Raw genomic sequence first — 13,994 nt, 5'->3', positions numbered from 1 at the left:
CTTTGAGGTATATTAATAACCAACTTCTGAAGTGAAGAGTAAATGCTCAAAGGATGAGTCCGTTTTATCGCCTCCAAGGAACCGAGAAATCAAATTCGTTTTTTATTGATTTATTAAGGTGATAGTTATGAAAGGTTTACCATCTGCAATGTTCTGGCTTAACAGCTCTGTTTACACTAGCAACTTTGCATACCCTACAAGCTTCGGTTACTAATACCGTAAGCATGTAACTCGAACAGTTTTGTTCACCCCTATATATTGGAATTCTTTTACAGCCCTTTTGGTTGACAGATTCTACCGCCACTCAGTTTTGAGTGGCGTTTTTTTTGCCTGTTACTTTTCCAAACCGCTTTATCTTGTCTCTTTTCCTGCTGTTCTGCGTGGTTGTTTTTTAAACGCCAAAATATCAATTTGCGCCTTATTACTGATCCTGTTGAAAAATACACAACTCTTGTGGGTTTGAATTCAGAATTTAATGGCTAGATTCTCTATCAAAATAATCGATGGTCGAAAAAGTAACCAAGGTTCTTTATTAGGCTAAGTTACCTTAATTGACTGTTTATTATGGTTATTTCTTGGTGGTCACTTCGTTTTTAATCGCTTTGTTTCATACGGCATTCTGATAAATATCGATTAGAGCCTTAATTCTATCTGGAATTTGTTATTTGATAACTTTATAATCCACAGCCAATCGATTACGCAACCGTTTACTTTTTACCCTTATAGGATTCGATAATGTTCGAAAAGCTATTCAAACTCAGTGAAAACGGCACCAATGTGCGCACTGAAATCATCGCAGGTCTAACAACCTTCCTAACAATGGCTTACATCATTTTTGTAAACCCAATGATTCTAGCTGATGCTGGTATGGACCATGGCGCTGTATTTGTAGCAACCTGTTTAGCGGCTGCTATTGGCTGTTTCATCATGGGCTTTGTTGCTAACTACCCAATCGCTCAAGCACCAGGTATGGGCTTGAACGCATTCTTTACCTACGCAGTAGTTATGGGTATGGGTTATACGTGGCAAGTTGCTCTGGCAGCGGTTTTTGTATCAGGCGTAATTTTCATTTTCTTAAGTATCTTTAAGATCCGTGAATGGATTATCAACTCGATTCCTATGTCTCTACGTGTTGGTATCTCTGCGGGTATCGGTCTTTTCCTAGCGTTTATTGCACTGAGCAATGCTGGCATCGTTGTTTCTAACCCAGCAACTAAAGTCTCTCTGGGCGACATTACTGCGATTGCACCTATCCTAGGTTCATTAGGCTTCTTCCTTACGATTGCTCTTGTTCACCGTGGTGTGAAAGGCGCAGTAATGATTGCTATTCTAGCGATCACGGCTCTTGGTATTATTATTGGTGACGTTCAATACGGCGGCATCATGTCTACACCACCAAGCCTAGCTCCTACGTTCATGCAGCTTGATTTCTCTGCTGTATTTGAAATCGGTATGATTTCAGTAGTATTCGCATTCTTGTTCGTCGATTTGTTCGATACTGCGGGTACGCTAGTGGGTGTTGCAACGAAAGCAAACCTAATCAAAGAAGACGGTAAACTACCTCGTCTAAACAAAGCACTGCTTGCTGACTCTACAGCAACGTCTATTGGTGCATTGCTCGGTACATCAAACACAACTTCTTATGTAGAGAGTGTTGCAGGTGTCGCTGAAGGTGGTCGTACAGGTCTAACAGCGGTTGTTGTTGGTATCTTATTCCTATTGGCTCTTTTCTTCTCGCCACTTGCAGGTATGATTCCGGCTTACGCAACATCAGGCGCGCTTTTCTATGTAGCAATTCTGATGATGTCTGGCCTAGTTGGCATTGATTGGCGTGATCTTACGGAAGCTGCACCAGTCGTGGTAACATGTCTGCTAATGCCGCTGACGTACTCTATCGCTGAGGGTATCTCATTAGGTTTCATCGCTTACGCTGCAATTAAGCTGCTAAGTGGTAAAGGTCGCGACGTTTCACCTGCTGTGTGGGTAATGTCGGCTATCTTTATTCTTAAATACATTTTCGCTTAATCGTCTAGATTTCTGCTTAATCGCTGAAGGGGCTATGTACAACATAGCCTCTAATAACATGACAAAATTATTAGGTTTTATACTATGAGCAACAAATTCGTTATCACTTGGGACAACATGCAGACTTACTGCCGTCAACTAGCTGAAAAGCAAATGCCAGCAGAGCAGTGGAAAGGCATCTGGGCGGTAAGCCGTGGTGGTTTGGTTCCTGGTGCAATCTTGGCTCGTGAGCTAGGTATTCGTCACGTAGATACGATTTGTATTTCTAGCTACGACCACGATCACCAACGTGATATGACAGTAGTTAAAGCACCTGAAGGTGACGGCGAAGGCTTCCTCATCGTTGAAGACCTAGTGGACAGTGGTGACACTGCACGCAAGCTTCGCGAAATGTACCCGAAAGCGAAACTAATCGCAGTATGTGCAAAACCATCTGGCGCACACCTACTAGACGAGTACATCGTAGATATCGCTCAAGATACATGGATTGAGCAACCTTGGGATACAAGCCTAAGCTACGTTGAACCAGTAAATCGCAAGTCAAAATAAGCGCAAACTTAGTTTTTTGAGAAATGACCCTTTATAGGGTCATTTTTTTTTATATGATTAGTGACAACCATTTCTTATTAAGTATCCCAATGTCTGAATCAGAAGAAACGAGCTCGAACCTTTCGGAAACCTTGTTTGTAAAGCACAAGCAGGCCAAAGAGACCTCAATGCTGACACAATACATGCCAAGCTCTGAAGCGTTATTGGATGAGAAGCGTGAACAGCAAAACTTATCTTGGTATCGAAACCTAAGACGTCTTCAGTGGGTATGGCAAGGCGTTAACCCAATTGAGCAAGAGGCGGTATTGTCGCGAATCGCATCGTCAGACAACTCACGCACAACCGATGAATGGTTGGATACCGTGATGGGCTACCGTAGCGGTAACTGGGCATACGAGTGGACCAAGTTAGGTATGCAGCATCAGAACCGTTCTAATGAAAAGAGCGGTGAAGAGATGGCGGAAGAGCTGTTCTCGGCGTCTTTGTGTTTCAGCATTGCGGGCTACCCACATCTTAAGAACGATAATCTGGCGGCTCAGGCTCAGGTATTGGCGAATGCGGCCTATTCAGAGGCGATTAAGCACACCAAGCTGATCGTTAAGCAGATTGAAGTGCCGTACCAAAACAAGAAGATCAAAGCGAATTTGCACCTAGCGAAAACAGACAAGCCTCAACCGGTTGTTATCGTGAGTGCGGGTTTGGATAGCTTACAAACAGACATGTGGCGTTTGTTTAGGGATTACTTAGCACCTAAGAACATTGCGATGCTGACGGTAGACATGCCATCGATAGGCCACAGTTCTCATTGGCCGTTAACCGAAGACTCTTCGTGCTTGCACCAAGCGGTATTGAACGAACTGCCAAACATCCCTTGGGTTGATCATCACAAGGTGGGCTTATTTGGCTTCCGCTTTGGTGGTAATGCCATGGTTAGATTGTCGTTCGTTGAACAACAGAAGATCAAAGCGTGTATCTCTCTTGGTGCGCCTATCCACGATATCTTTGTTCATGCCGATAAACTTAAGCAGATGCCGAAGATGCATTTAGATGTGTTGGCTTCTCGCCTGGGTAAAGGTGCGGTGGATATCAATAGCCTTTCTGGGCAGTTGATGGCGTGGTCACTTAAGGTACAAGGGCTGCTGTCGAACAGCAAAACCCGTGTTCCTATCTTGGCATTAGCCTTAGAAGGGGACCCAGTATCACCGCCAATGGATAATCAACTGGTTGCTATTTACAGTGATTACGGTAAAGCGAAGAAAATCAAAGCTAAATCAATTACACAAGGTTATGAGCAATCCCTCGAATTGGCGATAAAGTGGCTTGAGGATGAATTATTTAGATGACATTTCTCCGAAATTAGTTAAGCATGAAAAGTGTACAGATTAAGTACCTGATACTCAGAGAAAATTTATAAAATCCAACTGCGTACTTTCTACGTATTGCAGTCTGAGTAACGTCATTCTTAACATTGAAAACGGAGATTCAATATGTCAGAAGTGACACAAGAACCAACGCATTATCGCTTGTTAAACGTTTTAAAGGCCATTGGTCCTTATTTGAGGGAGCCGCAATCAGAAGAAGGCCACTATCTTTTTGATTGCTTGTCTGTGTGTGTGAACGATAAAAAATCACCAGAAGAACGTGAGTTCTGGGGCTGGTGGTTGGAATTGGATAAGTCGGAAGAGGGATATTCGGCGAAGTACAACATCGGTAAATACAACATTGAAGGCAACTGGGATTCTTTACCACTGCCTAAAAAGGCGGTCGCTGAGGTGTCTCGAACTCAAGAAGCCTTCCATCAAAAACTGGTTGATGAACTTCAAAGTAAGTTTGAAATCAGTATCCAATTAGACGAAGAGTCTGTCGAATTCGTCTGATTTTAAAGGTTACTCTTCTCTATAAAGCAAAAAGGTGCGATTTCGCACCTTTTCTACTTGTGAATTCCCCTGTTGATTGCTAAAACATCACCTCTTATTTGTTTTATCCATAAAAGACTTCATGACAACAAATCATCAAAGCGGGACAACAACACAGCGTAAAACTGTCGTTGTTAAACTGGGTACCAGTGTCTTAACTGGTGGAACATTGGCATTAGATCGTGCTCACATGGTTGAGCTGGTTCGTCAATGTGCTGAATTAAAAAAACAAGGCCACTCTGTGGTTATGGTTTCGTCTGGCGCAATTGCAGCAGGACGTGAGCACCTTGGTTACCCCGCACTTCCCAACTCAATGGCGAGCAAACAGTTGCTTGCGGCAGTTGGGCAAAGTCAGTTGATTCAAGTTTGGGAGTCTTTGTTTGCTATCTATGGCCTTAAAATTGGCCAGATGCTACTGACTCGTGCTGATCTTGATGATCGCGAGCGTTTTCTAAATGCACGTGACACGATCAACGCACTCGTTGAACACGACATTATTCCTGTCGTAAATGAAAACGACGCAGTAGCGACCAACGAAATTAAAGTGGGCGACAACGATAACTTGTCGGCGCTGGTTGGTATTTTATGCGGTGCGGATAAGCTTTTGCTGCTAACCGACCAAAAAGGGCTGTTTACAGCTGACCCTCGTAAAGACCCAAATGCTGAGCTCATCAAAGAAGTAAAAACAATTGATGACACACTGCGTAAGATCGCAGGCGGCAGTGGTACTACGTTGGGCACTGGCGGCATGGCAACAAAACTGCAGGCGGCGGATATTGCTCGTCGTGCAGGTATTGAAGTTATTATTGCAGCAGGCAGTGCTGAAAACGTGGTGTTCGACTCTTTGAGCGACAATCCACAAGGAACCCGTTTCCTACCGTTAGCTGAAGCGCTTGAAAACCGTAAGCGTTGGATTTTAGCTGGCCCTGCTTCTGCAGGTGACATCGTGGTAGACGATGGTGCGGTAAACGCCGTTAACACCAAAGGCAGCAGCTTGTTGGCAAAAGGGGTAATTCGAGTTCAAGGCGAGTTTTCTCGTGGTGAAGTCACCCAAGTCACAGACAGCAAAGGCAAGGTAGTAGCGCGTGGTATCGCTAGCTACTCAAGCCAAGACCTAGCAAAAATAGCAGGCAAGCACAGTAAAGATATTGGCGACATCCTTGGTTACGATTACGGGTCAGAAGTCATTCACCGTGACGACCTTGTTGTAATCCAAGAATAGCTCGTGATGATAAGGCGAACCGCCTTTTGCATCTAAAGACAGACAGAATTTAGGGAGAGTTAAACGTGGATTTAACTAATATGGGTATCGCAGCAAAAGAGGCTGCTTTCCACCTAGCGACCGCATCTACGGCGCAAAAGAATAAAGCATTGGCGATCATCGCTGATGAACTAGAAGCAAACGCAGCAACGATTTTAGAAGCGAATGCGAAAGATATCGAACTAGGCCGTGAAGCGGGTTTAACTGACGCACTGCTTGACCGTCTACTTCTTAACGAAGAGCGCTTAACAGGCATTGCTAACGATGTTCGTAACGTAATTAGCCTGAATGACCCAGTTGGCAGCGAGATTGACAGCAAGGTACTGGAAAACGGTATGTCACTGTCTCGTCGTCGCGTACCACTTGGTGTGGTTGGTGTTATCTATGAAGCGCGTCCGAACGTAACCATCGATATTGCGGCACTGTGTCTGAAAACAGGTAACGCAAGCATCCTACGTGGTGGTAAAGAGACGTTCTTCTCGAACATGGAGCTGGTTAAAGTCATCCAGTCTGCACTAGAGAAAGCGGAACTTCCTGCGGCTTCTGTTCAGTACATCGAGAAACCGGATCGTGAATTAGTATCTCAATTGCTTAAACTGGACGACTATGTGGATATGATCATTCCTCGTGGTGGCGCTGGTCTGCACAAGATGTGTAAAGAGAACAGCACTATTCCAGTTATCATCGGTGGTTTCGGTATCAGCCATATCTTTGTTGATGAGAGCGCTGACCTTGAGAAATCTGTTGATGTAGTTGAAAACTCGAAAGTTCAACGTCCATCTGCATGTAACTCATTGGATACGCTGCTAGTGCATGAAGCCGTAGCTGAGGCTTTCCTTGCTAAGCTAACACAGCGTTTAGCTGGCAAAGTTACCTTGGTTGCTGACGCGAGTGCAAAATCATTGCTTACTGGTTTTGAAGACCAACGTGATGCGGTTGAAGGCGACTTTGACACTGAATGGCTAAGCTATACGCTAGGCGTGAAAGTGGTTGCTAACGTTGCAGAAGCGATTGACCACATGCGCGTACACAACGCGAGTCACTCCGACGCAATCATGACTAACAGCCTAGAAAGCTCTGAGCGCTTTATTAACTCGGTAGGTTCTGCTGCGGTTTATGTGAATGCATCCACTCGCTTTACTGATGGCGCACAGTTTGGTTTAGGTGCTGAAGTTGCTGTGTCTACTCAAAAGCTGCATGCTCGCGGCCCAATGGGTTTAGAAGAACTGACAAGCTACAAATGGGTGGGCAAAGCGAACTATTTAGTTCGAGGTTAACGTTCTCGTTAATTTTCCTCCTCAGCTCATTTAGAAATTGCTATCGCGTAGCAATAATCAATGAATCACCACACAAAAGGGCCTTAATTGGCCCTTTTTCTTTCCTAACGTTTGGCAATTCCGTTACACTGATATTCAATTATTTGGAGGTGATATGCATTGTCCTTTTTGTTCAGAGAACGACACTAAAGTAATCGATTCAAGACTGGTAGCCGATGGCCATCAGGTTCGTCGTCGCCGTCAATGCCTTGCATGTAGCGAACGTTTTACTACGTTCGAATCGGCAGAACTTGTGATGCCTAAAGTAATTAAGTCGAATGGAAACCGCGAACCATTTAATGAAGATAAAATGGTCGGTGGTGTACAGCGCGCCCTAGAAAAACGCCCAGTGAGTGCTGATGCAATTGAACTTGCGATCAGTACGATTAAGTCACAACTCCGTGCAACTGGTGAGCGTGAAGTACCAAGCGAGATGATCGGTAATCTTGTGATGGGCCAATTGAAAGAGTTGGATAAAGTGGCGTACATCCGTTTTGCCTCTGTTTACCGCAGCTTTGAAGACATCCGAGAGTTTGGCGAAGAAATCGCTAAATTAGAGGACTAACCCCTCAATCATGTCTAATTTTACTCCCCTAGATTTTCAAATGATGTCGCGTGCTATTCAATTAGCGAAACGCGGCATTTACACCACTGCGCCAAACCCAAATGTGGGCTGTGTCATCGTACAAGCCGATGGTCAGATCGTTGGTGAAGGTTTTCATGCTAAAGCGGGCGAACCTCATGCTGAAGTGTATGCCATGCGAATGGCCGGTGAGAAGGCAAAAGGCGCGACGGCTTACGTTACGCTAGAACCTTGTTCTCATTACGGTCGAACGCCGCCTTGTGCTGAAGGTTTGATTAAGGCTCAAGTTTCGAAAGTGATCTGCGCCATGCAGGACCCAAACCCTAAAGTCGCAGGGCGTGGTATCAACATGCTACGCGAGGCGGGTATTGAGGTTGAAATCGGTTTGCTTGAGCAAGATGCTCTCGATTTGAACCCTGCATTTATCAAGCGTATGCAAACAGGCATGCCTTTTGTTCAGCTTAAGATGGCAGCCAGCCTTGATGGGCAAACTGCATTGGCAAATGGTCAAAGCCAATGGATAACATCGCCAGCAGCACGTCGTGATGTTCAGAATTATCGAGCAAAGTCCGGTGCGGTGTTATCAACCAGCCAAACGGTGATTGAAGACAACGCATCGCTGAATGTTCGTTGGGCTGAATTACCAAGCAGCGCTCAAGCTCATTACGCTGAAGGCGAACTACGTCAGCCGATTCGCGTGATTCTTGATCGCCAAAATCAACTGCGCCCTGAGCTCAAGTTATACCAGACGCCAACATCGGTATTGAGAGTCGCTGAAGCCTCTGCCGATATTACAGTCGGAACAACGGATGCAGGTCATCTGGACTTACACGATTTGATGCGCCAATTACCTGCCAATCATATCGACCATATTTGGGTCGAAGCGGGCGCCACGTTGGCAAAAAGCTTGATTGAAGCGCAGCTGGTGGATGAGCTAATCCTCTATTTAGCACCTAAACTTATGGGCAGTGACGGACGAGGTTTGATGGGCGCATTAGGGCTCACCTCAATGTCTGATGTGATTGACCTAGAAATTAAAGATGTTCGACAGGTTGGTGTGGATATTCGCATCGTAGCGAAACCCGTATTTCGAAACCGATAGTAACGAAACTATAGTGGGAATAAATCCGCTCACTACATACATGTCGTTGACAACAAAAAGAGTTTTAAAATGTTTACAGGAATTGTAGAAGCCGTAGGTACATTGAGTGCAATCACTCCCCGCGGAGAAGACATCACCGTAACGGTTAACGTGGGTAAGCTTGATATGGCTGACGTTCAGTTAGGCGATAGTATTGCTACCAATGGTGTTTGTTTGACGGTTGTTGAGTTCAACGACCACAGCTACAGTGCAGACCTTTCGCTTGAAACCCTGAAAAAAACGGGTTTTGTCGATTACCAAGCCGGCGACAAGGTGAACCTAGAGAAAGCGATGCTACCGACGACTCGTTTCGGTGGTCACATCGTATCGGGTCACGTCGATGGCGTGGGCGAGATTGTTGAACGTAACCAAGTTGGCCGTGCGATTGAGTTCTGGGTAGAAATGCCGGCTGAAATCTCAAAATATGTAGCTCAAAAAGGTTCGGTGACGGTGGATGGTATTAGTCTTACCGTGAACGATTTACGTAAGAATGCATTTAAGTTGACGATCGTTCCTCACACATCTTCAGAAACCACCATCGACCAGTTCAATGTCGGTCGTAAAGTGAATCTAGAAGTCGATGTGTTAGCACGCTATATGGAGCGTCTACTTCAAGGCCAACAGCAAGAGTCTGAGCCTGAATCTCGATTGACGATGGAATTCTTACAGCAGAATGGTTTTGCCTAATCGTTGAGACAAAGTGCGTTAAGCATCACTTTGTAAAGCGAAGCAATATCATCAGGTTTAAATAGTGTCGGTTCTAGGAAGCAGAACCATTTCAAAGGATATAGAACAATGCCAATTAGTACTCCTCAAGAAATTATTGAAGACATTCGCCTAGGAAAAATGGTTATCCTGATGGATGATGAAGATCGCGAAAATGAAGGCGATCTGATCATGGCAGCAGAACATGTTACGCCAGAAGCGATTAACTTCATGGCGATGTACGGCCGTGGTTTAATCTGTCTAACGCTGACCAAAGAGCGCTCAAGCCGCATGGGTCTTGCGCCTATGGTTCAAGACAACAACGCTCAGTACACCACGAACTTTACGGTTTCGATTGAAGCGGCAGAGGGTGTAACGACCGGTATTTCAGCATCAGATCGCGCGGTTACAGTTCAAGCTGCAGTGGCGAAAGATGCAAAAGCGGCTGACCTTGTACAACCAGGTCATATCTTCCCGCTAACAGCACAAGACGGTGGTGTTCTAACTCGCGCTGGTCACACAGAGGCAGGTTGTGATTTAGCTCGTCTAGCAGGCTGTGAGCCAGCATCAGTCATCGTTGAGATCCTAAATGACGACGGCACTATGGCGCGTCGCCCTGATCTTGAAGTGTTCGCTGAAAAGCATGATATCAAGCTAGGTACCATCGCTGACCTGATTGAATACCGCAACAACACAGAAACAACGATCGAGCGTGTTGCACAATGTCACCTACCGACTGAATTTGGTGATTTTGAGTTGGTGACTTACCGCGACACGATTGATAACCAGATCCACTACGCAATGCAAAAGGGCGACCTATCTAATGGTGCTCCTTTAGTGCGTGTTCACCTGCATGATACGTTTACCGATCTGCTTCATTCTGATCGTGGTACTGAGCGTAGCTGGTCTCTAGATAAAGCGATGAAGCGCATTGGCGACGAAGGCGGTGTGTTGGTGATTCTTGGCAACGAAGAGTCGTCTGACTCTCTGATCCACAAAGTGAAGACATTCGAAGCTCAAGATAAGAATGAACAGCCAACGATGGCTAAGAAGCAAGGTACTTCGCGTCGTGTTGGCGTAGGCTCTCAGATTCTACAAGACCTTGGCGTTCATGATATGCGTCTATTGTCTTCAAGCACTAAGCGTTACCACGCACTAGGTGGTTTCGGTCTGAACGTGGTTGAATACGTTTGTGAGTAACCACTCATAGATTAATTTGTAGCAACATAATCAATGATGACTCTGATTGCTCTTTTGGTGACGAATTAGACCAAAAGAGCACAGTCGCTAAGCTCAATTTTTCGTGCGTTAAATGCAGATGCTTGGCGACTTGTTGCTCCTATACGGTTGGGAGCAGCGCTGCGTTATCATCTTTACATCTCCGGTGTCTGTTCTGCTAAATTAGCATTAGATATTGCTCACAGTTTTGTGCTAGAATCCGGCGATTCTCACTTGATGAAAATAGTTAAAGGAAGGCTTATGAAAGTGATCGAGGGTGGCTTCCCAGCGCCAAATGCAAAAATTGCTATCGTTATTGCTCGTTTCAACAGTTTTATTAACGAAAGTTTACTTTCTGGTGCAATCGATACTTTAAAGCGTCACGGACAAGTAAGCGAAGACAACATCACTGTTGTTCGTTGCCCTGGTGCAGTTGAACTTCCACTTGTAGCGCAGCGCGTTGCAAAAACGGGTAAGTTCGATGCGATTGTATCTCTTGGTACAGTAATTCGTGGCGGTACGCCTCATTTTGACTATGTTTGTAGTGAATGTAATAAAGGTTTGGCACAAGTTTCTCTGGAATACTCTCTTCCAGTAGCATTCGGTGTGCTAACTGTTGATACGATCGATCAAGCTATTGAACGCGCAGGAACCAAGGCTGGTAATAAGGGTGCAGAAGCTGCACTTAGCGCACTTGAGATGATCAACGTTCTTTCTGAAATCGATTCCTAATGGGGGCCAGTGTGAAACCAGCCGCACGTCGTAACGCACGTCAATTTGCTCTACAAGCAATTTATTCTTGGCAAATTACTAAAGAAAATATTGCTACCGTTGAAGAACAGTTCTTATCTGGTGGTAAGTATGATGAAGAAGAGCATCATGCTGCAGAACCTGCACTTGCTATGCCAGAAACAGACGTTGCATACTTCCGCGACCTGCTAACTGGTGTTGCTCTTAGCCACATGGAACTTGATAGCAAGCTTCGTCCATTCGTATCTCGCCCTATGCAAGATCTGGATCTGATGGAACTAGCGCTTCTACGTTTAGCTATGTACGAGATGACTCGTCGCGAAGATGTACCATACAAAGTGGTTATCAACGAAGCTATCGAGCTTGCGAAAGTATTCGCAGCAGAAGACAGCCATAAGTTTGTTAACGGTGTGCTTGATAAAGCTGCACCGCACGTTCGTAAGAAATAAGACGTTCGTATATTGAATCTAAAGGTCAGCTATCATGCTGGCCTTTTTTGTAACTAAATTTCTGTAATACCAATAATTACGGTGATTTGTATGAAGACTAAAGATAGGGCATGTGATGTCTGGCGAATTTAACCTGATTGAAAAATATTTTGTAAATCGACAACCACAACGTAAAGACGTGCATCTGGCAGCAGGCGATGATTGTGCTTTGGTTAAAGCACCGAGCAATGTTGAGATAGCGATCAGCACGGACACCTTAGTTGCAGGCACTCATTTCTTAGCAGAAGCGAACCCAGTTTGGGTCGCACACAAGGCTTTGGCGTCTAACATCAGTGACCTTGCCGCTATGGGTGCGACACCTGCATGGGTCTCTTTTGCGTTAACTATGCCTGAAGTTGATGAAGCGTGGCTTGCCCCATTTTGCGATTCATTCTTCAAACTGGCTGACTACTTTGGTATCCAACTGATTGGCGGAGACACTACCAAAGGGCCTCTGAGCTTGACGCTTACCGTGCAAGGCTTTGTTCCTGAAGGTCGAGCACTACGCAGAGATGGCGCGAAGGTTGGTGATTGGATTTACGTAACCGGCAATCTGGGTGACAGCAAAGCTGGGCTAGAGGTGTTACTTAACCCTGAACAGAACAAAGCTAAGCCTTATGCTCTTGAGCTTGAAGAGAGGCACTACATAAGTTCTCCACGAGTATTGGCAGGTCAGGCTCTTGTGAACCTTGCTTCGTCTGCAATTGATATCTCTGACGGTGTGATTGCTGACCTAAAGCATATCCTGAAGCGCTCAGAGGTTGGTGCAAGCATTGATGTGAGTACGTTGCCTATCTCTCAAGAGTTACGCCAGTTTGCACCTGATATTACGGCAGCACAGCAGTATGCGCTCACCAGTGGTGAAGAGTATGAGCTTTGCTTTACCGTGCCGGAAGAAAATAAAGGTTCACTGGAAAGTGCTTTGTCACACACTGGAACAAAAGTCACCTGCATTGGCCAGATAAGACCTGTAGAATATTTTGAATTACACAATAATGGTGAACCATTAAGTTGGAGCTTAACTGGTTACGATCACTTTAAGGTTAATTGATGACAAACCCACTATCTGCAATCTCTCTTAAAAACCCTTGGCACTTATTAGCAACGGGTTTTGGCAGTGGCTTATCGCCTATTATTCCCGGAACCATGGGCACGCTTGCGTCTATTCCATTGTACTTATTGTTGGTTCAATTACCTTTCCCGGCTTATGTTGCCATCGTAGTGATCAGCTGCATTATTGGTATCAAGATCTGCCAAGTCACGTCTGATGATATGGGTGTACACGATCACGGTTCCATCGTATGGGACGAGTTCGCAGGCTTTTGGATCACCATGGCCCTAGTGCCAATGTTGAGCATTCCTGCCGATGATTGGAAATGGCTGCTAACGGGTTTTGTTTTGTTCCGTTTCTTTGACATGGTAAAACCTTGGCCAATTGGTTGGTTAGACGCTCGAGTTCATGGCGGCTTAGGTATCATGATTGATGATATCGTGGCGGGTATTATGGCGGCGATTTCACTGTATGCTGTGGCGCACTTTGCAGGTTGGCTAGTTTAAGAGCTAGGCTGTATTTGCTATAAAGATTTAGATATAACGGCTTAAGTCTAAAGTAAAAAAAACAAGGAATTACAATGTCTAAGAAGGTTTACTGCATCGCTCAATTTCAGCCAAAAGAAGGCAAACTGAACGAGCTATTCGAGGTTTTAAAGTCACTAGAGCCAAACACTCTGCGTGAAGATGGTTGTATTCAATACACAGTGACTCGTCACATTCAGAGCCCGTTTGCTGAAGGCCAGAGTTTCCCAATTGCTTTCAACGAAATCTGGGCGAATAACGAAGCGTTTGAAGCGCATTGCCAACGTCGTGAGATTCAACAGTTTTTCCAAGAGCAGTGTGTTGAAGAGACTGGCTTAGTTGAGAACTTCAATGTTGCTATCTACTCTGATGAACCTGAGAACTATGACGCACCTGTGCTTAAGCCTTGTTGCTAAGTAGGCTTAATTGCTAATAACTACCAACTATTAAGCTAAACAGCTAAACAA

The 13,994-nt window shown here is 45.1% G+C and carries 15 protein-coding genes; all 15 read left to right on the top strand.

The features are described 5' to 3' along the window. The first annotated feature begins 735 nt into the window (after nt 1–735). The 15 genes from FLM53_RS04450 (at nt 736) to FLM53_RS04380 (ending at nt 13,943) form a co-directional block, all read left to right on the top strand. Entirely contained in the window at nt 736–2,025 is a 1,290-nt protein-coding gene (locus FLM53_RS04450) for an NCS2 family permease (RefSeq protein WP_017633422.1), read from the top strand. Nucleotides 2,026–2,109: 84 nt separating this feature from the next. Then, nucleotides 2,110–2,574: an oxytetracycline resistance phosphoribosyltransferase domain-containing protein Tet(34) gene (gene tet(34), locus FLM53_RS04445; RefSeq protein ID WP_004741499.1), complete on the top strand. Its 465-nt coding sequence runs from the start codon at nt 2,110–2,112 to the stop codon at nt 2,572–2,574. 89 nt (nt 2,575–2,663) lie between these two features. Further along, a complete protein-coding gene (frsA, locus tag FLM53_RS04440; RefSeq protein WP_017633421.1) occupies nt 2,664–3,917 on the top strand; it encodes an esterase FrsA in 1,254 nt (417 codons plus the stop codon). A gap of 144 nt (nt 3,918–4,061) precedes the next feature. Then, nucleotides 4,062–4,451, top strand: a complete 390-nt coding sequence (crl, locus tag FLM53_RS04435) for a sigma factor-binding protein Crl (protein ID WP_123311983.1) — start codon at nt 4,062–4,064, stop codon at nt 4,449–4,451. A 76-nt stretch (nt 4,452–4,527) separates the two neighbouring features. Beyond that, entirely contained in the window at nt 4,528–5,712 is a 1,185-nt protein-coding gene (gene proB / locus FLM53_RS04430; protein ID WP_171349567.1) for a glutamate 5-kinase, read from the top strand. Between the two features lie 65 nt (nt 5,713–5,777). Further along, entirely contained in the window at nt 5,778–7,028 is a 1,251-nt protein-coding gene (locus FLM53_RS04425; protein WP_176680331.1) for a glutamate-5-semialdehyde dehydrogenase, read from the top strand. A 154-nt stretch (nt 7,029–7,182) separates the two neighbouring features. Continuing rightward, entirely contained in the window at nt 7,183–7,632 is a 450-nt protein-coding gene (gene nrdR, locus FLM53_RS04420; protein ID WP_004734394.1) for a transcriptional regulator NrdR, read from the top strand. A 40-nt stretch (nt 7,633–7,672) separates the two neighbouring features. Then, on the top strand, nt 7,673–8,752 hold the full coding sequence (ribD, locus tag FLM53_RS04415) for a bifunctional diaminohydroxyphosphoribosylaminopyrimidine deaminase/5-amino-6-(5-phosphoribosylamino)uracil reductase RibD (protein WP_176680922.1): 1,080 nt from the start codon (nt 7,673–7,675) through the stop codon (nt 8,750–8,752). 69 nt (nt 8,753–8,821) lie between these two features. Further along, complete coding sequence (locus FLM53_RS04410) at nt 8,822–9,478, top strand: riboflavin synthase (RefSeq protein ID WP_048612249.1); 657 nt, start codon at nt 8,822–8,824, stop codon at nt 9,476–9,478. Between the two features lie 108 nt (nt 9,479–9,586). Continuing rightward, complete coding sequence (gene ribBA / locus FLM53_RS04405) at nt 9,587–10,696, top strand: bifunctional 3,4-dihydroxy-2-butanone-4-phosphate synthase/GTP cyclohydrolase II (RefSeq protein ID WP_176680330.1); 1,110 nt, start codon at nt 9,587–9,589, stop codon at nt 10,694–10,696. Nucleotides 10,697–10,975: 279 nt separating this feature from the next. Further along, a complete protein-coding gene (gene ribE / locus FLM53_RS04400; RefSeq protein WP_004741508.1) occupies nt 10,976–11,446 on the top strand; it encodes a 6,7-dimethyl-8-ribityllumazine synthase in 471 nt (156 codons plus the stop codon). Next, the gene (gene nusB, locus FLM53_RS04395; protein ID WP_004734399.1) at nt 11,446–11,913 is read left to right on the top strand and encodes a transcription antitermination factor NusB; all 468 of its coding nucleotides are present in this window, start codon (nt 11,446–11,448) and stop codon (nt 11,911–11,913) included. Before ribE ends, nusB begins: the two co-directional genes overlap by 1 nt. 115 nt (nt 11,914–12,028) lie before the next feature. Next, entirely contained in the window at nt 12,029–13,003 is a 975-nt protein-coding gene (gene thiL, locus FLM53_RS04390) for a thiamine-phosphate kinase (RefSeq protein ID WP_176680329.1), read from the top strand. Further along, nucleotides 13,003–13,509 (top strand): phosphatidylglycerophosphatase A, encoded by a 507-nt coding sequence (gene pgpA / locus FLM53_RS04385; RefSeq protein ID WP_176680328.1) that lies wholly within the window; start codon nt 13,003–13,005, stop codon nt 13,507–13,509. Before thiL ends, pgpA begins: the two co-directional genes overlap by 1 nt. Before the next feature lie 74 nt (nt 13,510–13,583). Next, nucleotides 13,584–13,943 (top strand): putative quinol monooxygenase, encoded by a 360-nt coding sequence (locus tag FLM53_RS04380; protein WP_176680327.1) that lies wholly within the window; start codon nt 13,584–13,586, stop codon nt 13,941–13,943. Nucleotides 13,944–13,994 lie beyond the last annotated feature (51 nt).

The organism is Vibrio sp. Scap24, from assembly GCF_013394185.1.
Lineage (GTDB): Bacteria > Pseudomonadota > Gammaproteobacteria > Enterobacterales > Vibrionaceae > Vibrio > Vibrio pomeroyi.
This window is presented reverse-complemented; position numbering and strand designations above follow the sequence as displayed.

Bases quoted from the DNA above. Each gene is read 5' to 3' on its own strand.
- thiL (WP_176680329.1), top strand. From the start codon at position 12,029: ATGTCTGGCGAATTTAACCTGATTGAAAAATATTTTGTAAATCGACAA.
- FLM53_RS04410 (WP_048612249.1), top strand. From the start codon at position 8,822: ATGTTTACAGGAATTGTAGAAGCCGTAGGTACATTGAGTGCAATCACT.
- nrdR (WP_004734394.1), top strand. From the start codon at position 7,183: ATGCATTGTCCTTTTTGTTCAGAGAACGACACTAAAGTAATCGATTCA.
- pgpA (WP_176680328.1), top strand. From the start codon at position 13,003: ATGACAAACCCACTATCTGCAATCTCTCTTAAAAACCCTTGGCACTTA.
- FLM53_RS04450 (WP_017633422.1), top strand. From the start codon at position 736: ATGTTCGAAAAGCTATTCAAACTCAGTGAAAACGGCACCAATGTGCGC.
- ribBA (WP_176680330.1), top strand. From the start codon at position 9,587: ATGCCAATTAGTACTCCTCAAGAAATTATTGAAGACATTCGCCTAGGA.
- nusB (WP_004734399.1), top strand. From the start codon at position 11,446: ATGGGGGCCAGTGTGAAACCAGCCGCACGTCGTAACGCACGTCAATTT.
- frsA (WP_017633421.1), top strand. From the start codon at position 2,664: ATGTCTGAATCAGAAGAAACGAGCTCGAACCTTTCGGAAACCTTGTTT.
- ribE (WP_004741508.1), top strand. From the start codon at position 10,976: ATGAAAGTGATCGAGGGTGGCTTCCCAGCGCCAAATGCAAAAATTGCT.
- FLM53_RS04380 (WP_176680327.1), top strand. From the start codon at position 13,584: ATGTCTAAGAAGGTTTACTGCATCGCTCAATTTCAGCCAAAAGAAGGC.
- crl (WP_123311983.1), top strand. From the start codon at position 4,062: ATGTCAGAAGTGACACAAGAACCAACGCATTATCGCTTGTTAAACGTT.
- ribD (WP_176680922.1), top strand. From the start codon at position 7,673: ATGATGTCGCGTGCTATTCAATTAGCGAAACGCGGCATTTACACCACT.